Annotated in this window: 22 protein-coding genes; 16 read left to right on the plus strand and 6 right to left on the minus strand. The window is 58.3% G+C overall.

Features of this window, described 5'->3' with window-relative positions; translation table 11 throughout:
* Nucleotides 1–44: 44 nt before the first annotated feature.
* Both HMPREF3148_RS00885 and HMPREF3148_RS00890 read left to right on the plus strand, forming a co-directional pair.
* Complete coding sequence (locus HMPREF3148_RS00885; protein WP_005531693.1) at nucleotides 45–1,043, plus strand: NAD(P)H-dependent glycerol-3-phosphate dehydrogenase; 999 nt, start codon at nucleotides 45–47, stop codon at nucleotides 1,041–1,043.
* Nucleotides 1,044–1,066: 23 nt separating this feature from the next.
* Nucleotides 1,067–2,131 (plus strand): D-alanine--D-alanine ligase family protein, encoded by a 1,065-nt coding sequence (locus tag HMPREF3148_RS00890; RefSeq protein ID WP_049063543.1) that lies wholly within the window; start codon nucleotides 1,067–1,069, stop codon nucleotides 2,129–2,131.
* Nucleotides 2,132–2,150: 19 nt separating this feature from the next.
* Here the strand turns inward: HMPREF3148_RS00890 and HMPREF3148_RS00895 are convergent, their stop codons facing one another.
* On the minus strand, nucleotides 2,151–3,053 hold the full coding sequence (locus HMPREF3148_RS00895; protein WP_049145883.1) for a DUF3515 domain-containing protein: 903 nt from the start codon (nucleotides 3,051–3,053) through the stop codon (nucleotides 2,151–2,153).
* A 44-nt stretch (nucleotides 3,054–3,097) separates the two neighbouring features.
* Here HMPREF3148_RS00895 and HMPREF3148_RS00900 point away from each other — a divergent pair, with 44 nt between their 5' ends.
* The 8 genes from HMPREF3148_RS00900 (at nucleotide 3,098) to HMPREF3148_RS00935 (ending at nucleotide 10,356) form a co-directional block, all read left to right on the plus strand.
* Nucleotides 3,098–4,069, plus strand: coding sequence for a thiamine-phosphate kinase (locus tag HMPREF3148_RS00900; protein ID WP_049151715.1), 972 nt, complete (start codon nucleotides 3,098–3,100; stop codon nucleotides 4,067–4,069).
* Nucleotides 4,070–4,172: 103 nt separating this feature from the next.
* Entirely contained in the window at nucleotides 4,173–4,784 is a 612-nt protein-coding gene (locus HMPREF3148_RS00905) for a uracil-DNA glycosylase (protein ID WP_172953415.1), read from the plus strand.
* A 10-nt stretch (nucleotides 4,785–4,794) separates the two neighbouring features.
* Nucleotides 4,795–6,141: a DAK2 domain-containing protein gene (locus HMPREF3148_RS00910; RefSeq protein WP_049145876.1), complete on the plus strand. Its 1,347-nt coding sequence runs from the start codon at nucleotides 4,795–4,797 to the stop codon at nucleotides 6,139–6,141.
* 2 nt (nucleotides 6,142–6,143) lie between these two features.
* Nucleotides 6,144–8,258, plus strand: coding sequence for an ATP-dependent DNA helicase RecG (locus HMPREF3148_RS00915; protein WP_049145874.1), 2,115 nt, complete (start codon nucleotides 6,144–6,146; stop codon nucleotides 8,256–8,258).
* A gap of 63 nt (nucleotides 8,259–8,321) precedes the next feature.
* On the plus strand, nucleotides 8,322–8,537 hold the full coding sequence (locus HMPREF3148_RS00920; protein ID WP_049145872.1) for an acyl-CoA carboxylase biotin carboxyl carrier protein subunit: 216 nt from the start codon (nucleotides 8,322–8,324) through the stop codon (nucleotides 8,535–8,537).
* The gene (rsmD, locus tag HMPREF3148_RS00925; protein WP_005531678.1) at nucleotides 8,534–9,136 is read left to right on the plus strand and encodes a 16S rRNA (guanine(966)-N(2))-methyltransferase RsmD; all 603 of its coding nucleotides are present in this window, start codon (nucleotides 8,534–8,536) and stop codon (nucleotides 9,134–9,136) included. The genes HMPREF3148_RS00920 and rsmD overlap by 4 nt, the downstream gene beginning before the upstream one ends.
* 3 nt (nucleotides 9,137–9,139) lie before the next feature.
* Nucleotides 9,140–9,616 (plus strand): pantetheine-phosphate adenylyltransferase, encoded by a 477-nt coding sequence (gene coaD / locus HMPREF3148_RS00930; protein ID WP_049151714.1) that lies wholly within the window; start codon nucleotides 9,140–9,142, stop codon nucleotides 9,614–9,616.
* Complete coding sequence (locus HMPREF3148_RS00935) at nucleotides 9,616–10,356, plus strand: sulfite exporter TauE/SafE family protein (protein WP_034657546.1); 741 nt, start codon at nucleotides 9,616–9,618, stop codon at nucleotides 10,354–10,356. Before coaD ends, HMPREF3148_RS00935 begins: the two co-directional genes overlap by 1 nt.
* 91 nt (nucleotides 10,357–10,447) lie before the next feature.
* On the opposite strand, the gene HMPREF3148_RS00940 is transcribed toward HMPREF3148_RS00935, so the two are convergent.
* From HMPREF3148_RS00940 to HMPREF3148_RS00960, 5 genes are all read right to left on the minus strand, one after another.
* Nucleotides 10,448–10,954, minus strand: a complete 507-nt coding sequence (locus tag HMPREF3148_RS00940; RefSeq protein WP_053084999.1) for a hypothetical protein — start codon at nucleotides 10,952–10,954, stop codon at nucleotides 10,448–10,450.
* Nucleotides 10,954–11,634 (minus strand): hypothetical protein, encoded by a 681-nt coding sequence (locus tag HMPREF3148_RS00945; RefSeq protein ID WP_236081469.1) that lies wholly within the window; start codon nucleotides 11,632–11,634, stop codon nucleotides 10,954–10,956. The genes HMPREF3148_RS00940 and HMPREF3148_RS00945 overlap by 1 nt, the downstream gene beginning before the upstream one ends.
* Nucleotides 11,635–11,742: 108 nt before the next feature.
* Nucleotides 11,743–12,219, minus strand: coding sequence for a YbjN domain-containing protein (locus tag HMPREF3148_RS00950; protein WP_005531668.1), 477 nt, complete (start codon nucleotides 12,217–12,219; stop codon nucleotides 11,743–11,745).
* Nucleotides 12,212–12,715, minus strand: coding sequence for a YbjN domain-containing protein (locus HMPREF3148_RS00955; RefSeq protein ID WP_005531666.1), 504 nt, complete (start codon nucleotides 12,713–12,715; stop codon nucleotides 12,212–12,214). Before HMPREF3148_RS00955 ends, HMPREF3148_RS00950 begins: the two co-directional genes overlap by 8 nt.
* 83 nt (nucleotides 12,716–12,798) lie before the next feature.
* Nucleotides 12,799–14,214, minus strand: a complete 1,416-nt coding sequence (locus HMPREF3148_RS00960; RefSeq protein WP_049151712.1) for a TIGR01777 family oxidoreductase — start codon at nucleotides 14,212–14,214, stop codon at nucleotides 12,799–12,801.
* Nucleotides 14,215–14,517: 303 nt separating this feature from the next.
* Between HMPREF3148_RS00960 and pyrR the strand changes: the two genes are divergently transcribed.
* Genes pyrR through pyrF form a run of 6 tightly spaced genes read left to right on the plus strand, consistent with a single transcriptional unit; the run spans nucleotide 14,518 to nucleotide 22,820 of the window.
* Nucleotides 14,518–15,096, plus strand: coding sequence for a bifunctional pyr operon transcriptional regulator/uracil phosphoribosyltransferase PyrR (pyrR, locus tag HMPREF3148_RS00965; RefSeq protein ID WP_005531662.1), 579 nt, complete (start codon nucleotides 14,518–14,520; stop codon nucleotides 15,094–15,096).
* A complete protein-coding gene (locus HMPREF3148_RS00970; protein WP_049151711.1) occupies nucleotides 15,097–16,050 on the plus strand; it encodes an aspartate carbamoyltransferase catalytic subunit in 954 nt (317 codons plus the stop codon). It abuts the gene before it with no gap.
* A gap of 16 nt (nucleotides 16,051–16,066) precedes the next feature.
* Complete coding sequence (locus tag HMPREF3148_RS00975) at nucleotides 16,067–17,416, plus strand: dihydroorotase (protein ID WP_049145867.1); 1,350 nt, start codon at nucleotides 16,067–16,069, stop codon at nucleotides 17,414–17,416.
* 44 nt (nucleotides 17,417–17,460) lie between these two features.
* Entirely contained in the window at nucleotides 17,461–18,630 is a 1,170-nt protein-coding gene (gene carA / locus HMPREF3148_RS00980) for a glutamine-hydrolyzing carbamoyl-phosphate synthase small subunit (protein WP_070508561.1), read from the plus strand.
* Between the two features lie 25 nt (nucleotides 18,631–18,655).
* Complete coding sequence (gene carB, locus HMPREF3148_RS00985; RefSeq protein WP_070508562.1) at nucleotides 18,656–21,997, plus strand: carbamoyl-phosphate synthase large subunit; 3,342 nt, start codon at nucleotides 18,656–18,658, stop codon at nucleotides 21,995–21,997.
* Nucleotides 21,981–22,820 (plus strand): orotidine-5'-phosphate decarboxylase, encoded by an 840-nt coding sequence (gene pyrF, locus HMPREF3148_RS00990; RefSeq protein WP_070508563.1) that lies wholly within the window; start codon nucleotides 21,981–21,983, stop codon nucleotides 22,818–22,820. The genes carB and pyrF overlap by 17 nt, the downstream gene beginning before the upstream one ends.
* Nucleotides 22,821–23,019 lie beyond the last annotated feature (199 nt).

Genomic DNA, 23,019 nt, shown 5'->3' on the forward strand with positions numbered 1-23,019 from the left:
GCAGAAAATAGTCCATGAATAAGTCTGGGATTAGAGGTAGGGCAATGCATAACGTTGCGGTGATGGGTGCCGGTTCTTGGGGTACGACCTTGGCAAAGGTGTTTGCTGACGCAGGCAATGAAGTTCGTCTGTGGGCTCGGCGCCCAGCACTGGCGCAAGCAATCAACCAGACCCACGTCAACGCCGATTATCTGCCGGGCTTGGCGCTGCCAGAAAGCCTTTACGCGACGTCGGATGCTACAGAGGCACTGGCTAACGCAGACATCGTGATCTTTGGCGTGCCATCCCAGACGCTGCGCTCCAACCTAGAGAAGTGGACTCCGCTCCTGCCAGCTGACTCCACCCTGGTATCGATCTCCAAGGGCGTGGAGTCTGCGACGCTCAAGCGCATGAGCGAGGTCATTGCAGACGCAACCGGAGTAGAGGCGTCGCGTATTGCTGTGCTCTCGGGTCCAAACTTGGCCAAGGAGATCGCTGGGGAACAACCGGCGGCCACAGTTATCGCGTGCACCGATGAGGAACGCGCAAAGCTGGTGCAGCATGCAGCGGCGGCCCCGTACCTACGTCCGTATACCAATACGGACGTCATTGGCGCGGAAATCGGTGGCGCTTGCAAGAACGTCATCGCCCTGGCCTGCGGTATGGCCTCTGGACGAGGCTTAGGCAACAACACGCTTGCCACCATTATCACCCGTGGATTGGCAGAGATCACCCGGCTTGGTGTGGCGCTTGGTGCGGATCCTTTCACCTTTTCCGGCCTCGCGGGCATGGGCGACTTGGTGGCAACCTGCAGCTCGACGTTGTCTCGCAACCGCACCTTCGGTTACCGCCTAGGCCAAGGCGGAACGCTGGAAGAAGCCAAGGCTGCCACAAATGGGCAAGTCGCAGAGGGCGTCATCTCCTCGGATTCTATCTTCCGCCTCGCCCAACAGGTTGGGGTGGAGATGCCAATTACTCAGGCGGTGTTCGGCGTGTGCCACCGCGGAGTGAGCGTAGAAGACATGATTGTTGCGTTGATGGGGCGTACTAAAAAATCGGAGTAGCCGGCGGGGTAAAGTTTGACTCCATGAGCGAAAAGATCCGTGTAGCCGTAGTTTATGGCGGCCGTAGTTCCGAGCATTCAGTTTCCTGCATTTCTGCAGGAGCGATTATGAAGCATCTGGATCCCGCCAAGTACACGGTGGTGCCGATTGGCATCACCAAGGATGGCCAATGGACGCCAGGCACCATGGAAGGCCTAGAGATTGTTGACGGCGTGTTGCCAGAGGTCACTATGGGTGACGAGTTGGCGCTCTCCCTCAATCCTGAAACCAAAGGCCGTTTCCACAACGTGACCCAGCACAGCCACTTCGCGGAAGTCGACGTTATTATCCCCGTGCTGCATGGTCCTTATGGCGAGGATGGAACCGTCCAGGGTCTATTCGAGCTTTCCGACATCCCTTACGTTGGCGCCGGGGTCCTTGCCTCCTCCGCTGGCATGGATAAAGAGTTCACCAAGAAGCTGCTCACTGCCGAGGGACTGCCAGTTGCGCCCGAGGTGATTCTCAAAGGCCGCACCGAGCTGAGCGCTGATGAGAAGGCGCAGCTGGGGCTGCCTGTGTTCGTAAAGCCGGCACGCGGCGGATCGTCGATCGGTGTTTCCAAGGTCACCGATTGGGCAGAGTTCTCGCGCGCCGTCGAGGTGGCATTCGAAAGCGACAACAAAGTGTTGGTAGAGCCGGAAATCGTGGGCGCTGAGGTGGAAATCGGTGTGCTCGAATATGCGGATGGTTCGGTGATCGCCTCTGTGCCTGCCCAGCTCAACGGCATTGAAGAAGCAGAGGAAGGCTTCTACGACTTTGATGCTAAGTACATTGATGAAGGAGTTAGCGCACAAATTCCGGCGCCTCTTGACCCGGATCTGATCCAGACCTTGCGCGAAACTGCGGTCTCGGCCTTCCGCGCGCTCGGCTGCGAGGGGCTCAGCCGCGTTGACTTCTTCGTCACTAAGGATGCTTTCTACATTAATGAGATCAACACGTTTCCGGGATTCACGCCGATCTCCATGTACCCACAGGTTCTTGCAGCAACAGGCGTGGACTACGCCGCGCTTCTCGACGCCCTCATCGAAGGCGCGATGGCTCGCGCATAACGCGGCGCCCAGCCTCCAGCTACTGGCTTGGGGTGGCTTTAACGAGGGCGTCGCTAAGCCGCACCAGAGCGGAGTTAGCGGCGTCCTGCGGTGCGAACAGCGCTAAGTCATTCGCACGGCCGAGTGCGAATCGAGTGCCGCCAGTGGTGCCCTCAGCCAAGGTGGTGTCCTCAAACCAGGGGACGTTATTGACCTGCTGCAGCTGCGCGCCAGCAGCATAGTTCTCGGGGGGTGCTATGCCACACCGCACCACAATGTCCTCGCGGCCTTTAGCGCTCCAGACGTAGGTGTTCTTTTCTTTGATATCGGTGCGGCGGGTGTACTCGTCGGCTGCCTCCGCTGGAAGTGCTTTTTCTAGCGCGTTGCACATGTCAGCGGGTCCGGATTTGAGCTGGGAAAGCGGTGCCTGACGAGGCTCGTGCTTGGCTTTAGGAAGCTTTGTGAGTGCTTCTCCAAGACCTTCTGGACGTTCGTCATTAAACGTGGTTACTGCAACAACCGGAGTGCGTTCAGTGTTGTACCACGTGGTGAGGTTCGATCCTGGGGTCATGTCTTTTACCTGCAGCCATTGATCGCCATCAACATCCTCGGTTTGGGAATAGGTGGTGTATTGATAGGGCAGACTTGCTCCGCAGCGCAGGCTCACCGATTCAGAAGATAGTTTGGCCCATGCGACGGCCCCTGGTGGGACTGGCTCGGCGATTTCAGCCCGGGGCTGGCCCATCAATTCTTCAGGGGCAGCTGCAACAACTGCCTGGCACTCGGGGGAGTCTGCGTCTTCTGATTGAATAGGGGAAAGCGCAATTGGCGCTTTGGCTGTGTTCTCAAAGTAGAACTTGGCACCAAAAATAACCGCGAACACCATCGCTATGGAGAGGCCAAGTGAGATGAGAACGGCGGTGCTGTTAAATTGGTTGCTCATAAGCGTTTATCCTAACGCGTCGTAGAAGTACAAACTCAAACCCCATGAGAAAGGCAATCGTGCATTTGTCTCACACTCTCGGGCAAGCAGGGGAACACTATGTCATCGGTGAGATCATCGCAGCGGCGCCGAGTGCCCTCAATGGCGACGACGCGGCAGTGATGTATCCCGCCACACCGAATTCCCGGACCGTGGCATCGACCGACATGATGGTCGAAGGGCGGCATTTCCGGCGCGATTGGTCAACTCCCAACGAGATTGGTCAAAAAGCCATTCTGCGCAACTTTGCGGATGTTGAAGCAATGGGTGCGCGCCCCACGGCAGCCCTACTAGCTATTGCAGCGCCTGCGGATACTCCAGTTAACTTCGTGCGAGGGATAGCCGAGGGAATCGGTCTGCGCTGTGCTTTTTATAACGCTGAGCTGGTGGGCGGCGACCTAACGCGTTCCAAGGAACTAGTCATTACAGTGACTGCAATCGGTTCCTTGGGTGGCAGCCAAGAGCCCTTGGTCTTGTCAGGAGCGCGGCCGGGTCAAAAGGTGGTCAGCCACGGCAAGATTGGCTATTCGGCTGCGGGGCTTGCGTTGCTCCAGGAGTTTGGCAGAGATTTACCGCCCGAACACGAAGAGCTGTGGCCGCTTATCGACGCCCACTGCAATCCTTGGCTAAAGCCGGGCCGCGGCGTGATTGCGCGGGCAACCGGTGCAACCGCCATGACTGATAACTCGGATGGCTTGGTGCCCGATATCGGCACGATGGCGAAGCAGTCGAATGTCCACATTGACCTGAACTCCCACGCTATTGCGCCGGACTCTTTGTTGGTGACGGCCGGAGCAGTTCTCGGTATAGACCCGTGGGAATGGGTCCTGACCGGTGGGGAAGACCACACTCTTGTGGCCACGACGCAGAAGGACGCTCCTTCGGGCTTCCGCGTTATCGGAACGGTCAACCGTGGTACCGGGCTCACCATCGACGGGAATAAGCCTCGTTATGCCTCAGGATGGCAAAGTCTCTAGCACGGTCACGCGTGAAGAGACGTTCACGCGTGAAGAGAGGGGATAGGACATTAAAGCATTACACAGTCAGCTCTTCGATACCTCGGTTATCGATGAGTCATGGTTGCCAGTCTTAGAACTTGCGCTTGAGCGCTACCTGCCAGGCATTGAAGAAGCATTGGCTGGCCAGGAGTTCTTGCCTGCGCCTCCTTACGTGTTTGCTGCTTTTAGCCTGCCGCTGCCGCAGGTGAAGGTTCTCATCGTGGGGCAGGACCCTTACCCCACGCCAGGGCATGCGATGGGGAGGGCATTCTCAACGGCTCCCGGTGTTCCCGCGCCTCGTTCGCTGCGTAACATTTATGCCGAGTTGGAGGCCGATCTGGGCATCGCGCCTAAGGCCGATGGGGACCTGAGCGCGTGGCAGGAGCAAGGGGTTCTGATGCTCAACCGCGTTCTCACCGTTGCGCCAGGTGATGCTGGTTCGCACCGGAATTTGGGGTGGCAGCACATCACGGAGGCTGCGATTAAAGCCCTGAATAAACAGCCAATGGTGGCGATCTTATGGGGTAAGGATGCCCAGGCGTGCGGCGCATTTTTACCCGACGTTCCGCGAATCGAGTCGCCGCACCCGTCGCCGCTTTCTGCGCGTCGAGGATTCTTTGGCTCTAGGCCCTTTTCCCGCACCAATGCGTATTTAAGTGACCAAGGCGCGCGGAGTGTCGACTGGCACTTGTAAACTAATCGGCATGTCTTTCCCGAGTTCGTTAGATGCCCGCGGTCTCCACAATTGGGCGATCCGCACCGTCGGCGAGCTTTCCCATCGAAGAGCTGAGATCAATGCGCTTAACGTGTTTCCGGTCCCGGACTCCGATACCGGCTCAAACATGGCGCACACCATGGAGGCCGCCCTCGCAGAGGTGGAAAAGGGCGGCGACGTAGCCGAGGCTTTGGCTATCGGCTCGGTGCGTGGTGCACGCGGCAACTCCGGCATGGTGCTCTCGCAGGTGCTCCGTGGCGTTGCCGACTCAACCGTGGACTCCCGGGTGGATGGCCAAACACTGGCAGAGGCGTTGAGCCTGGCAGTTCGACTCGTTGAGAGAGCGATTGCGCGCCCAGTCGAAGGAACGGTCATCTCGGTGCTTCGTGCAGCAGCAGCTGCAGCGGAGGAATCCGCCCAGCGCCCTGGTGTTCAGCTCCATGAAATCTTGGTTGATACCATCACCGCTGCGCGCGAAGCGCTAGAGAAAACACCCACCCAGCTGGCGGTCCTCCGCGAGGCTGGAGTGGTCGATGCAGGAGGAACTGGATTCGTCATCCTGCTCGAGACACTCTTGGCCGAGATCGAGGGCGGTGCCGTTCGCGATGCTGAGGCTATTGAAGAGGTAGAGGCTGAGCTCGAGGTGGTCTTCTTCTTCGAAGGTGATTTGGTTGCGCTCGAGCAGATCTTGGCGCCGCACGGCAACAGCTTGGTCGTAGCGCGCGCAACCGAAGACGCTGGCACCGTTCACATTCACACCCGCGAGGCGGGCCCTGTCATTGAGATGGCTTTCGCAGCTGGAGCAGTAAGCAGCCTGCGCCTCGAGGTTCTTCCTGAAGCACAAGCACAAGCGGAAGCTGAAGCGGAAACGCGCACCATCTTCGCCGTTGCGCCAGCTGGTCCTGTAGCCGCGCTATTCGAGACCGTTGGTGCCCGGATCGTGCGTCCTGATGAGGTCGTGGAGACCTCGGCGGCGCAGGACATCTATCTGCCCAACGGCTACGGTGGTGACGCCGGCGATGCCCGCGTTGTGCCCACCGCCTCCCTGGTGGCCGGACTCGCTGCGATTTCGGTCTACGAGCCAGATAACCCGGATACCGACTCCATGGTGTCAGTCATGCGCGACGCCGCGCGTTCCATGCGGGTAGATAGCCCAGATGAAGAGTCAGTGGAGGCAATCATCGCCAAGAGCCGGGAGCTGCTCGCCGGGGGCGGGGAACAAGTGACTATCCTGTCTGGTGTTGAGCTCAGCGACGCTGAGTTGAGCGATGAGCTCGACGTAGAAGTCGTTGCGATTCACGTAGGCGGAATCACTACTGAAATTGGGGTGGAGTAGGCATGTTGGGCTGGCAAGATGATCGGCTATTAAAGGATGTCTTGCCTGCGAAGGATGCCGCCAAAATCAAAAAGGCCTTTGGGTACACCACCTGCGGGCAGCTGCTTAGCCATTATCCGCGCGACTACATCCGCCACAACAAGGAAGTAGGCCTAGGCGGCGCCAATGAGGGCGACTACGTCACCGTCACCGGCCAAGTATTGCGCCTCCAGCAGCGCAACACGGGCAAGGCTTTCCTGCTGACATTGTCGATGGATAACGGCATCACCGCCACCTTTTTCAACGCCCATTACCTGACGCGAGTTTTGCGCCAGGGCATGCGCTTGATGCTCAGTGGCAAGCTCAAGTACTTCCGCGGTCAGCCACAGCTTCAGCATCCTGACTTTGTCATCATCGATGCCGGCGGGCAGAGCGATGCGCTTTACGACGTCGACGATTCAGCAAGTGGCCCCAAGCTCAAGGCCACGGGCTCGCTGCGCAACCTCTCGCAGTTTGGCCAACTCGAGCAGCTGCTCGAGCAGGAGTGGATCCCTGTGTATCCGGCCAGCGGTAAGGTCACCTCGTGGTACATCATGGGCGCCATTCACATGGTCTTGGCACATACGCCGCCGATTCCTGAACCATTGGACTATCGCATGATGGTGAGCCTGGATCAGGCTGTGCGCGAGATTCATCAGCCCACGGCCGCTGGCCCTGAACGCGCTATCCAGCGGCTGAAGTACAACGAGGCGCTGTCCATCGGTATTGTTATGGCACTGCGGCAGCGCGATAGCCAGGCGCGCACTGCGGTGGCCATGCCCGCCATTCTTGAGGGATATCGTGACGAGTTGCTGGCTAACCTGCCTTTCGAGCTCACAGCAGGCCAACGCCAGGTCATCGGCGAGATCGACGCGGATCTCTCCGGCACGCTGCCAATGATGCGCCTGCTACAAGGCGAGGTCGGCTCGGGCAAGACCATGGTTGCAACCTGCGCGATGCTCCAAGCCGTCGATGCCGGCAAACAGGCAGCACTTCTTGCCCCGACGGAGGTCCTCGCGGCGCAACACGCGGCGTCGATTAGCGCCAGCGTCCCTGCTGGAGTAACCGTTACCTTGTTGACCGGTTCTATGCGTACAGCACAAAAGCGCCAAGCGTTATTGGACATTGTCTCGGGTGAGGCCGACATCGTTATCGGCACACACGCGATAATCCAGGACACCGTCGAGTTCTTTGACTTAGGCCTTGTGGTGGTCGACGAGCAACACCGCTTCGGAGTCGAGCAGCGCGACAGCCTGCGCAATAAAACCAGGGAGGGAATTAGCCCACACCTATTGGTGATGACGGCGACGCCGATTCCGCGCACGATTGCCATGACCGTGTTCGGCGATCTTGCGGTCTCTACGCTCAAGGAGCTGCCGGGTGGGCGCAAACCTATTCAATCGAATGTGGTTCCCGAATGGGCCCCCGCCTGGGTGCAGCGCGCCTTGGCTCGCATCCGCGAGGAGGTTGCGGCCGGCCATCAGGCCTATATCGTGTGCCCCCGTATCGAAGGCGAGGGTGGGGTTCTCGAGGTAGCAGAACAACTGGAAAGTGGACCGCTGCAGGGGCTAACCGTGGACATACTGCACGGCAGGACGGCCGACAAAGAAGAAGTCATGAATCGCTTTAGCCGAGGCGAGACTGATGTGCTGGTCTCCACGACTGTGATTGAGGTGGGTGTGGACGTACCCAATGCCACGGTGATGCTCATCCGCGAGTCAGAGAACTTTGGAGTATCTCAGCTCCACCAGCTGCGCGGACGTGTGGGTCGTGGAGGCAACGCCTCCATTTGTTTATTTCACACCATGGCTGCGGAAAACACTCCGACCTTTAAACGCATCATGCAGATCGCGGACACCACCTCCGGCTTCGAGCTCGCTGAGTTGGACTTAAAGCAACGCCACGAGGGTGACATCTTGGGCACAGTGCAGTCGGGCACGCAACGTTCCCTTAAGCTATTGGACTTGGCTCAGGATAGGGACATCGTCGAGCGCACACATGATGATGCTTTCGCTTTAGTGCAGCGCAATCCGCAACTGGCGCATGAGCTCACTAAAAATCTGAGCCAAAGTGAGCAGGAATATTTGGAGAAGAATTAGTTTTCCCGGCGGATAGTGCAGCCGGTTGAATGATGCCCCGCTTTAGGCGCTAACCTAGAAGCCATGATTATTTGCGCCCCCTTCGCCGGCACCGTGCGCTATCACGTACGCGTGGGCGAGCACGTCGCGGCAGGACAAGTGATAGCGACGGTGGAGGCGACCAAGCTCGAAGCGCCTGTTGTGGTGCCGGGGCCAGGTATCGTCGCCGAGTTGTCCCAGGAAGACTATGCCAGTGTTTATGGCGGGGATGCGCTCGCAAATATTGGGGAGGAACGATGACCAGAATCATTGCAGGCGAGGCGCGTGGGCGCAGCATAAAGGTGCCCGAGTCCGGCACTCGACCGACCTCCGACCGTGCACGCGAAGGACTGTTTTCTTCGCTCAACGTGCGGTGGGGTTTTGCCGATAGTCGCGTTCTAGATCTGTTTGCAGGCTCGGGTGCACTGGGCTTGGAAGCCGCGAGCCGTGGGGCAGAGGAGGTCGTGCTCGTTGAATCGAGTCCGGCGGCCGTAAAGGTCATCCAGCACAACATGGGCGTCGTCAAGCACCCGCGGGTGACTGTCCGCGCGATGAAAGCCTCGACGTACCTGGCATCCGCTCCGCGCAAATACTTCGACATGGTACTCGCGGATCCTCCGTACGCTTTTGACGACGTCGATGGCTTGCTTGCGGCGATTGAGCCAGTGCTTGACGACGCCGCGATAGTGGTCATCGAGCGTCACGTTGATAGCCCCGAACCCGTTTGGCCGAAGGGCTTTGAGCCGACCGGACAGAAACTGAAAAAGCGTACGTTTGGCATCGCCCGCTTTGACATGGCTATTTATCATCGAGCACTCGAGACTGAGCCGAACGGCAATGCCAGCGAGGAAGAGGAATAGAAGTTGACCACTAAAGCGGTATGCCCGGGTTCATTCGACCCGATCACCTTGGGCCACGTAGACATCATCAACCGTGCGGCTGTGATGTTCGATGAGGTGACGGTTCTGGTGACCGCCAATCCGGACAAGCCTTCAGGCCTGTTTAGCGTTGAGGAACGCGTGGACTTTATCCGCGAGACCTTCGATTCCCGCATCAAGGTCGACTGGTGGTCGGGGCTGCTGGTGGACTACACCACTGCGCATGGCATCGACACCTTGGTTAAGGGCCTGCGTTCCTCGCTCGACTACGAGTACGAGCTGCCGATGGCGCAGATGAACCGCCGGCTTTCTGGGATCGATACGATTTTTCTGCTAACCGACGAGAAGTACGGTTACATCAGCTCCTCGTTGTGCAAACAGGTGGCGAAGTTTGGCGGTGACGTGACGGGTATGTTCCCTGAACACGTAGGACGAGCCGTGGTGGAGAAGTACGCACAATGATGTGGATTCCATTAGCGATCCTAGCGACGGTAGCGCTTGGGTCGTGCCTCCAGCGCGTCTCAGGCATGGGTCTGGGTCTTGTTGGTGGACCGATCCTAACTCTGCTGTTGGGACCAGTCCAAGGAATCATGGTGATCAACGTTTTGGCGGTGGTCAATGCGCTGCTCACCACGTATTCGATGCGCGCGAACGTAGACTGGAAGAAGTTCCTGAGTATCGCACCGGTAATGGTTCTGGGCGCAATACCAGCGGCATTGCTGGTCGCAAACATTGACTCGGCGGTGCTGCTCGTCTTGGTCGGTACGGCTTTGCTCGTGGCACTGGGCGTAGTGACTTTTGGTAAGAAATTCGTGCCGGAGATGAACGGAATTGGCCCGGCCCTGTCTGCCGGCGTTATCGGTGGCTTTACCAACACACTAGCGGGTGTGGCTGGTCCAGTGATCACGGTTTATGCGCAGGCTGCTCGCTGGCCGCAAGCCGTCTACGCCGCGACGTTGCAGCCGTGCTTCTTCGTCGGCGGGCTATTCTCCGTGACGACGAAGTTGCTTGTTGGTGCCGGGGGATTCTCCGATGTCACGTGGCTCATTTGGCCAGCTGGCGTGCTGGGCATGTTCATCGGCATTACGGTGGGCAAGCGCATCGCTCGCCACGTCCCGCGCGAAAAGGCGCGCATGCTGTCTTTGAGCGTGGCGTCATTGGGCGCGTTCAGTGCGTTGGTGCGCGGCTTGCTGAGTCTTTGAAATCGACTCGTGGCCCCTTCGATCATGGCTTCGACCCAGAGGCCGAAAGGCCGCGCATTCGCGACGCCGAAGAGGCGACAGAGCCAGTGGGCTAGTTGCCCCCTTGCTCATCGGCCTCTTTGACGGCCAGCGCGAAGGCGTTGAAGCGGTCCAGGGAACTAAAGAGGGCATCCTGAGCTGCGATGATGGCGAGATTCAGCGCGTGAAAGAGCTGATCATCATTCATGCCGGCGGTGGTGACAAAGCTGGCGTCGCCACGCAGCTCAATCATGCCTTCTTCGGTTTGACCGAGCAGCGCGCGGCCATCAAAAGCTGATGCGTTGTGTTCGTTCGTGATCACTTGCAGGACTTGGGCGACATCCTCGTAGGACAGCGTGGTGGGCAAGATGCACTCCAGCTTGACCAGATCCTCCGCAACCGAAATCACCCAGTCAAGATTGTTGAGCTTGCCGCTAAGTGAATCCGGAAAGTCAGGATTCTCAACCGGGTCCATGTTGAGTTCAGGGGTGCCCAATTGCTTGGCGGTGCGCTGAACGGTCACAGCAGGAAACGACAGCTCACCGAAGAGTTGAAATGGGTCAACGTTATTGTTCGACATTAGCGGCCTTGACCTTTCTTGCGCGCAGCAGGGGACTGGTGCACATTTTCTTTCTCCTGCCACTTCACAGACTGTGGAAACTCCTGAGCCACAGTTTCGAACGCGGAGCCGAAGCTGTCCAAGGCGCTCAGCACGAAGCTGCCGAGCTGGTTGCGGGTGAGACCTTCGCCGACGCCCATGGCGCGGTTGGCGCAGATGGCAATCTCTTCCGTGGGTTCCTTATCTGTGGGGGCGCCATTGCCTTTGACCCGGAAGTCATAGCTTAGCGTCGGGGCGGCCATGTTCCAGTTGAAGTGGGAGACGAATGCTCCTACTTTCGCCTCAGCGCGGGCTGGAATTCTGCCCTCCCACACCGCAAAGGCACTAAGCACATCGTCCTCTAGATCAAAATGGATCGTGATGTGGGGAAGACCGGTTTGCAGTACAAGGGCGTCGCCAAGCGAGGGGCCTGTGCTGCTTTCAGTGTTCTTTTCAGTGTTCTTTTGAGTGTTCTTTTCAGCGTGCTTCTCGGCGGTGTCATCAAGGTCGCCGTCGCTGCCGGACTCGATGACCTTGTCTACCAAGACATAGTCTGCTTCAAGCAATTCAAAGAGCTCTGCGAGACGGTGGATATTGACCGGCTTAATTTGATGCAGGTCTGGGGATGCGAGAGATTGGTTGGAAGTGGACTTGATAGCCACGAAAGATGCCTTCTTTATCAATGGAGGATAAAAGGAGGGAGGCGCATTGGCCTCCCTCGGAAAACGGTGAGAACTTAGGCTTGGGGCGCTTAAGCTGCGTTGTAGAGGCTAGGAATCCTCGCCGGCCTTCGCCGCTGTCTCGGACCCCAACTTCGCCATCTCTTCTGCGGAAGCCACCATGGCGTCCTGGGCGCCAATAACGCCGTCAACAGCTACTTTCAACGAAGCAGCGAGTTGCTCATCGGACATTCCAGCGGCGCAAGCAATATCCCGCTCGGTCCGGACCACGAGGAGTCCTTCGTGCTCGGTGATGACTGCGCGTGCACCTAACGCGACGGAGTTGATTTGATTAGCAGCCAAGAAAAGACCGGCGTCGGCTTTTGCATAAGAAGCATCGGTAGGAACATCGCAGCGGACGATGGTCACTGAGTCTAGGACTGCAAAAAGGCATGGTAGGCCGTTTAGGTTAGCGGTAGCCGCGTCATCGCGGCCTTCGACTGCAGTTAGTTCAATGTCGAAGGTCTTCATGGCTTCAATAACGCGGTCTAGATCGACCTGCGGCTGAGCGGCGGCTTGATTAGTCATTCTGGTGCTCCTCCCAGGTTACGAGCTGCGGGTACTGTTCTTCCATCCACGCGAAGGACTGCAAGATGGCGTCCAAAGTGGACATCACGAAGGCACCAAGCTGGTTACGCGACGCGCCGTGCGTGATGTCTAGTTCTCGAACGCCGGAAACAGCCAGGGTGTTTTCCGGGCCTTCGAAGAAACGGAAAGTGGGTGCAAAGTGAGTCTGATTCCACTGGTTGATCAGCATCAGGAGGTTTGGCCCCTCAGAAGCAGGAACAGTACCGCGCCACACAGAATCAGCAGTGAGCGTATTTCCGCGCAGTTGCAATGCGATGGCGGTATTCGAGAAACCAGTACGCAGCAGCTGGACCGTCTGGTCCTCAGATACTGGTTGCTCTTCGATGCGGTACTCCAGATTCTCTGAATCGAAGATTTCAGCCACCCGCTCAAGAGTCACTGCCTCAATTGGGGTGTCTGGCACGATGGTGGGTTGACCGTTGGGCTGATCAGTCACTGATTACAATCCTCACGTTGGTACTTAGTGAACAAATTGGACGACTCACCCAAGGGTACCGGAGTGATAGGTGATGTGTTTACTCACCCGCGCTGCGACTTAGACCCCCACAGCTCTTCGCCGCCCAGCTCGTGTGCAAGGGCCGCATCGACACTTTCATAGCGGAAGGAATGACGCACCTGCTGAAGCTTTGTGGGAAGTACCCTTTGGTTGGCCAAGGCCAACTCACGCGCGCCTTCTTTGCCCAAAAGCAGTGCCGGCCCGATCGTGGGGATCGGCACTACAGCAGGCCGTTTGAGTTCCTCGCCCAATGCGCTCACAAACTCCTTGTTAAGGATTGGGGTGGGGGAGACTGCGTTGATAGCGCCGTTAAGTTGGGGATCTACCGCGGCGCGGAAATAGATGTCGGTGAGATCATCGAGTGCAATCCAGCTATACCAAAATTCGCCTTTTCCGAAAGAGCCACCGAGTCCTGTGGAGAAAAGGGCGCGCAGAATTGGGAGCAGGCCGGTGTTGCCAGAGAGAGCGATGCCGGTGCGCACATTTACTACCCGCTTTCCCGCGTTCCGGGCAGGAGCACAAGCATCTTCCCAGGCCTCTACGACATCGGCGAGGAATCCCTCGCCGCGCGGTGCGGCTTCGGTCAGCTCTTCATCGCCACGGTCAGATCCATAAAAACCAATAGCAGACGCGCACACCATGGTGCTCAATCCTGGAGTATGAGCTGCAACCTGCGCCAGGAGGCGCGTCGGTCCCACGCGGGAGTCCCGAATCTCTGCCTTGTGGGCGCTGTTGAATCGCCCAAAGATCGGCTCGCCAGCGAGATGAATGAGTACATCTACGCCTTCTAAGAGCTCAGGTGAAGGCAGATGTGGCCGCCACAAACGCTGGCCCGGCTTCGGGTTGGCGCGTACAAGTTGGTTGACCTGGTGCCCAGCGGTGGTGAGCTGGGCAGTCAACGCACGGCCCACCCCGCCACGGGAACCGGTAATAGCGAAGACGAGCGGACGGACGGCTTGTTGCTCAGCGACTGCAGGGGGTAGCGCATGCGGTCCCAGCTCCTTGAGCTGCGTAAGGAATTCAAAATCCTTGATGAGCTGCTGCTGGCGGTAAGCGAACAGGGAGTTCATCGCGTGGGCTGGAATGCGGGTATCGACGTTATCCGTGATCCGCGTGTACGGGACCTCGGCGCCTTCCTGCTTTTCGTCTTTGAAAAGGTGATCATGGCGCCATGTAGCCAGGGAGCGCATTGGCGCGGTCAGGCAGACGTCGGTGAAACTTACTCCGGTTTGGAAGCGCGAAAGGTCATGCCGCGCGATCCATTTAAGTCCGCCTGGCAGGCCGAGAATCGATGTACCGTCTGCCAAGGACTCGGCTTGTTGGAGCGGCGTCATGAAAACGAATGGAGGAGTAAGACGCGCTAGGGCTCCTCGGCGGGCGTGCCATTGCCATACTTGCTCACGTGGGGCAGGTACCACGTGCTGTGCCGAAAAACTCACTAGGCCTGTGCCTTCCTTCTCATCTGTTTGGTTACCTTATTAACGCCTTAACAGCACCAAACGAACTAATTCTTGATAGCTATGCACGACGCTAGCAGCGCGGAGTGCTGCTGTGTGGTTTCACCGTGCGCAAGTGCACACAAGTTAGGCACCGAAGTGCTAAAGTAATTGCTGTCTTTTAAGCATAGACATCCAATACCATTCGAGGTGGAGTTTGTTGCGCAATCCCGCGGCAGATTTCCCTCGATTACATCTACCGGCATCCTTTAAAGACCGCACCGTGAGGCGGGGAAGGAGGTCACGATGAGTGGAACTGGCACCAACGCGGAGTCAAATGAGCTGTTGAGCTCTGATGACGTCGCGCGAACTGTCGCACGCATCGCGCACCAGATCATTGAAAAGACGGCGCTCGACTCTGAGGACGCACCTCGGGTCGTGCTCCTTGGCATTCCCTCTGGTGGCGTGCCATTGGCTATGCGCCTAGCAACCAAAATTGAGGAATTTTCAGGGGTGGAAGTTCCATGGGGCTCGTTGGACATCACGCTCTACCGCGATGATCTCAACAGCAAACCGCACCGTGCCCTGCAGCCAACCAAGATCCCTAACGGAGGAATTAACGGCGCAACCGTTATTTTGGTTGATGACGTTTTGTTCTCCGGTCGTACGATTCGAGCGGCACTTGATGCTCTCTCGGACGTGGGACGCCCCGACATCATCCAGCTCGCTGTCCTCGTTGATCGCGGTCACCGCCAGGTTCCGATCCGCGCTGATTACGTGGGCAAGAACATCCCTACGGCACGCGACGAAGACGTCACCGTCTTCAACGCTGATATTGACGACCGCGACGCCGTCGTCCTGACCCGCACCACCGCGGAGGCTTAAATGAAGCACTTACTGTCCATTTCAGATCTGTCCAAGGACGAGATCGTTGGCCTTCTCGACGAAGCCGACCGGTTCCACGAGGCTCTCGACGGCCGTGAGGTTAAAAAGCTGCCGACGCTGCGCGGCCGTACCGTCTTTACCCTGTTCTATGAAAACTCCACTCGCACCCGTTCCTCGTTTGAGACCGCGGGTAAGTGGATGTCTGCTGATGTCATCAACCTGTCTGCCTCGACGTCGTCAGTGAAGAAGGGTGAGTCCCTCAAGGACACGGGCCTCACTCTTTCCTCCATCGGCGCGGACGCCATCATCATCCGCCACCCATCTTCGGGAGCTGCTCAGCAGCTTTCCGAATGGGTTGCACCAGGTGGCAAGGGCCCGTCCGTTATCAACGCGGGCGATGGTGCGCACCAGCACCCAACGCAGGCGCTTCTCGACGCCTTGACTATGCGTCAACGTCTTGGTCTAAAGGACGGAAACTTCTCAGGTCTCAAGGTCAAGATCGTTGGTGACTGCCTGCACTCCCGCGTGGTCCGCTCCAATGTTGATTTGCTGACCACGCTTGGCGCGGAGGTCACCCTTGTGGCACCGCCGACCCTCTTGCCTTTCGGAGTAGATACCTGGCCGGTGAACGTCTCCTATGATTTTGACTCTGAGATTGCCGACGCCGACGTTGTGATGATGCTGCGCGTTCAGGCTGAGCGCATGAACGGTGGCTTCTTCCCGTCGCATCGCGAATACGCCAACCTCTACGGGCTGTCCAAGACGCGTGCTGCAGCGATGAAGAAGGACGCCATCGTCATGCACCCAGGTCCTATGCTCCGTGGCATGGAGATCAATTACGCGGTTGCTGACTATGACCAGACTGCGGTTCTGCAGCAGGTAAACAACGGTGTCCACGTGCGCATGGCAGTGCTGTTCACACTTCTGACTAATGGCGAGAACGCCGGAATCTAAAAGGGGAGAGCAACTTATGACTAACTATCCAGAAACCGGCCGTCTTTCCGCCCCCGCGGAAAAGAGTCTGTTGCTGACCAACGTTCGCCCTTACGGTGAAGGCGAGCCAGTGCAGCTCCTTATTGAGAACGGCGTAATTGCTGCCATCGGAGCAAACTTGGAATCCAACACCTCCTTCGATGAGAGCATCGACGGTCAGGGCAACGTCTTGCTGCCGGGCCTCGTGGACATGCACGTCCACCTGCGCGAGCCTGGCCGTGAGGACACCGAGACCATCGAGACCGGTTCCAAGGCAGCCGCCAAGGGTGGATTCACTGCGGTGTTCACCATGGCTAACACCACTCCGGTTACTGACCAGCCGATCATCGCTGAGTCCGTCTGGGCTAAGTCGCAGGCACTGGGCTTGTGCGACGTTCACCCGGTGGGTTCCATCACCAAGGGCCTCGAGGGCAAGACTCTTACTGAGTTCGGCATGATGGCGCGCTCTGACGCGAAGGTCCGCATGTTCTCCGACGACGGTAAGTGCGTCCAGGATCCGCAGCTGATGCGCCGCGCGCTGGAATACGCCAAGGGGTTGGATGTCTTGTTGGCGCAGCACGCGGAGGATCACCGTATGACCCAGGGTGCTTCGGCGCACGAGGGCGAGACCGCCGCGAAGCTGGGTCTGCGTGGCTGGCCGCGCGTGGCTGAGGAGTCCATCGTGGCCCGCGACGCCCTGCTCGCCCGTGACTACGGCAACCGTATGCACATCTGTCACGCCTCGACCGAAGGCACGGTGGAGCTTTTGAAGTGGGCTAAGAGCCAGGACATCCCGCTGACCGCAGAGGTCACCCCGCACCACCTGCTGCTCACCGACGAGAAGCTCGTGACCTATGACGGTGTGTTCCGAGTGAACCCGCCGCTGCGCGAGGAGCGTGACACCCTTGCTTTGCGCCAAGCCCTGCTCGATGGGCTTATCGACGTCGTTGCAACCGACCATGCGCCGCATGGCTCGGAGGACAAGTGTGTGGAGTTCGAGAACGCGAAGCCTGGCATGTTGGGCCTAGAGTCTTCACTGGCGGTCATTGCGAAAATCTTCGTTGCCACTGGGCTCGCTGATTGGCGTTTCGTCGCCCGCGTGATGTCTGAGCGCCCAGCTGAGATCACCAAGCTACCAGGTCATGGTCGTCCGATTGAGGTTGGCGAGCCTGCGAACCTGACCATCGTTGACCCGGAGCACCCGTGGGTATCTGATTCCACGCAGCTTGCCTCGAAGTCTGAAAACAATCCTTATGAAGGTGAGGAGTTTGGCGCCCGCGTCACCCACACCATTCTGCGCGGCACCGTAACTTATGAACTCGGCGCAGACGAAGCTGAAGGCAAGTAATCTTGCAACCTAGGAAATCTTTTGAGCCAGAGAAAGGCCACATTGTGACTGACAACAAACCGGCAAGGATCCCGGCAATTCTCGTGCTGGCTGACGGTCGTACCTTCCGTGGATACGGGTTCGGCGCCACCGGCACCACACTCGGCGAGGCAGTGTTTACCACCGCCATGACCGGTTACCAGGAGACCTTGACGGACCCGTCCTACCACCGCCAGATTGTGGTTGCAGCCGCACCACAGATCGGTAACACTGGCTGGAATGACGAGGACAACGAGTCCCACGGCAACAAGCTCTGGGTCGCGGGCTTGGTTATCCGCGACCTTGCACAGCGCGTGTCTAACTGGCGTGCCGAGCGCTCACTTTCCGAAGAGATGGAAAACCAGGGCATTATCGGCATCCGCGGCATCGACACCCGCACCCTAGTTCGCCACCTGCGCAACTACGGTTCCATTGCCGCCGGCGTGTTCAGCGGCGAGGCAGCCGAGCGCCCTGTCGAGGAGTTGCTTGCTGAGGTCAAGGGACAGCCGTCGATGGAAGGTCTTGACCTTTCGGCAGAGGTCTCGACTAACGAGCCTTATACCGTTCCGGCAGAGGGGGAGAAGAAGTTCACCGTTGTTGCCTACGATATGGGCGTCAAGACAGCGACTCCGGCCAACTTTGCTAAGCGCGGAATTGAGACCATCGTCGTGCCGGCGAACACCCCTTACGAGGAGATCAAACAGTACAACCCGGACGGGGTCTTCGTTTCCAACGGCCCTGGTGACCCAGCAACCGCTGACAAGATGGTCGTCGTTGTGCGCGATGTTCTGGACGCCCGCGTGCCTTTCTTCGGAATCTGCTTCGGTAACCAGATTCTGGGTCGTGCCCTGGGCCTAGACACCTTCAAGATGAAGTTCGGCCACCGTGGCATCAACGTTCCGGTCCGGAATCACCTGACCGGCAAGATTGATATCACCTCTCAGAACCACGGTTTTGCTATCGCTAGCCCATCCGGCAAAGAGAATCCGGCTGGCGAGGAATTCGACACCGATTTCGGTCGCGGCATCGTGACCCACACCTGTCTTAACGACAACACCATTGAAGGCGTGGCGCTCAAGGACGGTATGGCTTATTCCGTGCAGTACCACCCTGAATCGGCAGCCGGCCCTCACGATGCCAACCCGCTGTTCAATCAGTTCATTGAGCTGATGACCGAGCACACCCCGAACAAGTAAGAACCAGGAAGAGGATTAGAAACTTATGCCAAAGCGCAACGATGTAAACCACGTCCTGGTTATCGGCTCCGGCCCGATCGTCATTGGTCAGGCTTGTGAGTTTGACTACTCGGGCACCCAGGCCTGCCGCATCCTGAAAGAAGAAGGACTGCGCGTCACCCTGGTCAACTCCAACCCGGCCACCATCATGACCGACCCGGAATTTGCCGACCACACCTATGTCGAGCCAATCGACCCTGTCTTCATTGAGAAGATCATCGTCAAGGAGCTCGAAGAGGGCCACAAGATTGATGCTGTCCTGGCTACCCTGGGCGGCCAAACCGCGCTGAACGCTGCCGTGCAGCTCGACCGCGCTGGCATTCTTGATAAGTACGGTATCGAGCTCATTGGTGCAGACATTGACGCTATCGAGCGCGGCGAGGACCGTCAGAAGTTCAAGGACATCGTGGCCTCCATCGGTGGCGAGTCTGCGCGCTCCCGCGTGTGCCACAACATGGACGAGGTCCACGAGACCGTTGCAGACCTTGGCCTGCCGGTAGTCGTGCGTCCTTCCTTCACCATGGGTGGTTTGGGTTCTGGCCTGGCTTATAACCAGGAAGATCTCGACCGCATCGCAGGCGGCGGCCTGGCTGCTTCGCCCGAGGCCAACGTTCTCATTGAGGAATCCATCCTTGGTTGGAAGGAATTTGAGCTCGAGCTGATGCGCGACGGCGACGATAACGTCGTGGTCATCGCTTCTATCGAAAACGTCGATGCATTGGGCGTGCACACTGGTGACTCTGTAACCGTGGCACCAGCCCTGACCCTGACTGACCGCGAGTACCAGAAGATGCGTGACCTCGGCATTGCGATTATTCGCGAGGTCGGCGTTGACACCGGCGGCTGCAACATCCAGTTCGCCGTCAACCCGGTTGATGGCCGCATCATCGTCATCGAGATGAACCCGCGTGTGTCTCGTTCCTCCGCTCTTGCCTCCAAGGCAACGGGCTTCCCCATCGCCAAGTTGGCTGCAAAGTTGGCCATTGGATACACGCTGGATGAGGTTCAGAACGACATCACGGGTGTTACCCCGGCCGCCTTTGAACCGACCTTGGACTACGTCATCGTCAAGGCTCCTCGCTTTGCTTTCGAGAAGTTCCCAGGTGCAGATGACACCCTGACCACCACCATGAAGTCGGTGGGTGAGGCCATGGGCATCGGCCGCAACTACATCTCTGGTCTCAACAAGGTGATGCGTTCGCTCGAGAGCAAGCCTAACGGGTTCTGGACCAAGCCTGACGAATTCTTTGCAGGCGATCGTGCTCAGGATCTGGACGCAGTCCTCAAGGACCTCGAGCGCCCGACTGAGGGCCGCATGTACGACGTCGAACTAGCTTTCCGCTTGGGCGCTACCGTTGAGCAACTCCACGAGCACTCCAAGATTGACCCATGGTTCCTTGCTGAGCTCAAGGCACTCGTTGATTTCCGTGCAGAACTCGTTAATGCGCCGGTTCTCGATGCTGAGCTTCTGCGTGAGGCAAAGGTCTTCGGGCTTTCCGACGCCCAGATTGCCGCGCTTCGTCCTGAGTTCGCGGGCGAGGATGGCGTTCGTTCCCTGCGTTGGTCCCTGGGCATTCGCCCGGTGTACAAGACCGTCGACACCTGTGCAGGTGAGTTCGAGGCACAGACTCCGTACCACTACAGCTCTTACGAGCTCGACCCAGACGCTGAGTCCGAGGTCCGGCTGGCGCCGGACGACAGCAAAGGAAAAGTCATCATCCTGGGCTCCGGCCCGAACCGAATTGGCCAGGGCATCGAATTTGACTACTCCTGTGTTCACGCAGCGCTCGAGCTGTCCGCACAGGGCTACGAGACCGTCATGGTTAACTGCAACCCTGAGACCGTGTCCACGGACTACGACACTGCTGACCGCCTTTACTTTGAACCGTTAACCTTCGAAGACGTGATGGAGGTATTCCATGCGGAATCCGAGTCCGGCCCGGTAGCTGGCGTCATTGTCCAGCTTGGTGGACAAACTCCACTGGGCCTTGCTGAGCGCCTGACTCAGGCCGGTGTTCCAGTCGTTGGTACTTCCGCATCGGCAATCGACCTGGCCGAGGACCGCGGCGAGTTCGGCAAGGTACTTGCTGAAGCAAAGCTGCCAGCACCAGACTTTGGTACCGCCACCTCCTTCGAGGAGGCACGTTCTGTTGCCCTCAGCATTGGATACCCTGTCTTGGTCCGTCCGTCCTATGTCTTGGGCGGCCGCGGTATGGAGATCGTGTACGACGAGACCTCCTTGCGCGATTACATTGAGCGCGCCACCGAAATCACCTCCGACCACCCAGTGTTGGTTGACCGCTTCTTGGATAATGCAATCGAAATTGACGTCGACGCGCTCTGCGACGGCAAGGATGTCTACCTGGGCGGCGTGATGGAGCACATCGAGGAAGCCGGTATTCACTCCGGTGACTCCTCCTGCGCACTGCCTCCTATGACCCTGGGCCCTGAGGACATTGAAAAGGTCCGTCAGTCCACTCGCGCCCTTGCACACGGCATCGGCGTGAAGGGCTTGATGAACGTTCAGTACGCGCTGAAGGATGACATCCTCTACGTAATCGAGGCTAACCCGCGCGCATCGCGTACCGTGCCTTTCGTTTCTAAGGCAACAGGCGTCCCGCTAGCTAAGGCTGCCGCACGTGTGATGTTGGGCGATTCTATCGCCAGCCTGCAGGCTGAGGGAATGATTCCAACTGACTACGATGGCGGCTCGCTGCCAATTGAACACCCGATCGCCGTTAAGGAAGCTGTTCTGCCGTTTAATCGCTTCCGCCGCGAAGACGGCAAGTTGCTTGACACCCTTCTTTCGCCGGAGATGAAGTCCACCGGTGAGGTCATGGGCCTTGCCAGCAACTTCGGTGCTGCTTATGCCAAGGGCGAGATGGCAGCCTTCGGCCCGCTGCCAACTGAGGGCAACGTGTTTGTTTCGGTGGCTAACCGCGACAAGCGCACCCTCATCTTCCCGATCCAGCGTCTGGCCTACATGGGATACAACATCATCGCTACCTCGGGAACCGCGCAGATGCTGCGCCGCAACGGTATTGACTGTGAAGTAGCAGTCAAGGTATCTGAGGCTGCAGAGGGCCAGGAATCCATCGTGGACCAAATCCTTGGTGGCAAGATTGACCTCATCCTCAATACGCCAGCTGGTTCTGGTACCGCACGCCACGATGGCTACGACATCCGCGCGGCTGCGGTATCTGTAGGCGTGCCGCTTATCACCACTGTGCAGGGCGTAACCGCAGCGGTCCAGGGTATCGAGGCGCTTCGTGTTGGTGACCTCGAGGTCCGTGCACTCCAGGAGCTCGAGCATGGTCCAACCAAGTAAGACCTTTGGTGAGCGGCTGGTCGCTGCAGGGGCTGAGCGTGGACGTCTGTGCGTAGGCGTTGACCCACACGCGCACCTTCTGCAGGCCTGGGGCCTGAACAACGATGTTGACGGTCTGCGGACGTTTGCTCGCACCTGTGTGGAAGCATTTGCTGACACTGTTGCCGTGGTTAAGCCGCAGGTGGCCTTCTTTGAGCGTTTCGGCTCCGCCGGCTTTGCAGTACTGGAAGAAACACTCCAGGGCCTACGCGAGGCCGGATGTCTGACGCTTGCTGATGCAAAGCGCGGTGATATCGGTTCCACCATGGCTGGCTACGCTGATGCTTGGTTAGGGGAGGCCTCACCGTTGCTTTCGGATGCGGTCACGGTATCGCCGTATTTGGGGGTTGGCTCTCTTAAACCAGTCTTCGACTTGGCGGAAGAGACTGGACGCGGTGTGTTCGTTCTCGCTGCGACCTCCAATCCTGAAGCGGTGAGTTCCCAGTCCATCAGGGACGCTGACGGTGTGACGGTGGCACAGGGAGTAGTCAATCAATGTGCTGCGATTAATGCGTCTTACGCAGCAGAAGGCCGTGCTGGCAATGTCGGAGTAGTCGTTGGTGCAACATTAAAGCATCCACCGGTCCTTGACCAGCTTGCGGGTCCAGTTCTGCTTCCTGGCGTTGGAGCACAAGGGGCCACGGCACAGGACGTGAAAGCAATCACCATCGCAGCGCCGGAACTTGGTTTTGCAAATGTTTCCCGCTCTGTGCTCTCGCGCGGACCTCAGGTGCGTGACCTGCAGGAAGCCGTGAAGGAAGCACTGGCAGAGATTGCTTTTTAGGGAAGTGGTGTGGCCGATTAACAGGCCCGCCATTTACCTGGTAGTTTGTAAAACGCACCGCGATGACGTGCGGGAATTCCATCCAAACTGGACCCAAATAATGTCATCGCGTAAACACCAGTGCTAGGATTGCCAGAAGTCGGTTCGCGCCAAGTGGCAAAACCGAGCTCTACTCAAGGGTTGTAGCTCGGGGAGTTCT

This window comes from Corynebacterium sp. HMSC05D08 (assembly GCF_001807215.1).
GTDB classification, from domain to species: domain Bacteria; phylum Actinomycetota; class Actinomycetes; order Mycobacteriales; family Mycobacteriaceae; genus Corynebacterium; species Corynebacterium striatum.

Excerpts from the sequence above, each read along its gene's own strand:
- HMPREF3148_RS00885 (WP_005531693.1), top strand. The coding sequence starts at position 45 with ATGCATAACGTTGCGGTGATGGGTGCCGGTTCTTGGGGTACGACCTTG.
- HMPREF3148_RS00890 (WP_049063543.1), top strand. The coding sequence starts at position 1,067 with ATGAGCGAAAAGATCCGTGTAGCCGTAGTTTATGGCGGCCGTAGTTCC.
- HMPREF3148_RS00895 (WP_049145883.1), bottom strand. The coding sequence starts at position 3,053 with ATGAGCAACCAATTTAACAGCACCGCCGTTCTCATCTCACTTGGCCTC.
- HMPREF3148_RS00900 (WP_049151715.1), top strand. The coding sequence starts at position 3,098 with ATGAGAAAGGCAATCGTGCATTTGTCTCACACTCTCGGGCAAGCAGGG.
- HMPREF3148_RS00910 (WP_049145876.1), top strand. The coding sequence starts at position 4,795 with ATGTCTTTCCCGAGTTCGTTAGATGCCCGCGGTCTCCACAATTGGGCG.
- HMPREF3148_RS00915 (WP_049145874.1), top strand. The coding sequence starts at position 6,144 with ATGTTGGGCTGGCAAGATGATCGGCTATTAAAGGATGTCTTGCCTGCG.
- HMPREF3148_RS00920 (WP_049145872.1), top strand. The coding sequence starts at position 8,322 with ATGATTATTTGCGCCCCCTTCGCCGGCACCGTGCGCTATCACGTACGC.
- rsmD (WP_005531678.1), top strand. The coding sequence starts at position 8,534 with ATGACCAGAATCATTGCAGGCGAGGCGCGTGGGCGCAGCATAAAGGTG.
- HMPREF3148_RS00935 (WP_034657546.1), top strand. The coding sequence starts at position 9,616 with ATGTGGATTCCATTAGCGATCCTAGCGACGGTAGCGCTTGGGTCGTGC.
- HMPREF3148_RS00940 (WP_053084999.1), bottom strand. The coding sequence starts at position 10,954 with ATGTCGAACAATAACGTTGACCCATTTCAACTCTTCGGTGAGCTGTCG.
- HMPREF3148_RS00950 (WP_005531668.1), bottom strand. The coding sequence starts at position 12,219 with ATGACTAATCAAGCCGCCGCTCAGCCGCAGGTCGATCTAGACCGCGTT.
- pyrR (WP_005531662.1), top strand. The coding sequence starts at position 14,518 with ATGAGTGGAACTGGCACCAACGCGGAGTCAAATGAGCTGTTGAGCTCT.
- HMPREF3148_RS00970 (WP_049151711.1), top strand. The coding sequence starts at position 15,097 with ATGAAGCACTTACTGTCCATTTCAGATCTGTCCAAGGACGAGATCGTT.
- HMPREF3148_RS00975 (WP_049145867.1), top strand. The coding sequence starts at position 16,067 with ATGACTAACTATCCAGAAACCGGCCGTCTTTCCGCCCCCGCGGAAAAG.
- carB (WP_070508562.1), top strand. The coding sequence starts at position 18,656 with ATGCCAAAGCGCAACGATGTAAACCACGTCCTGGTTATCGGCTCCGGC.
- pyrF (WP_070508563.1), top strand. The coding sequence starts at position 21,981 with ATGGTCCAACCAAGTAAGACCTTTGGTGAGCGGCTGGTCGCTGCAGGG.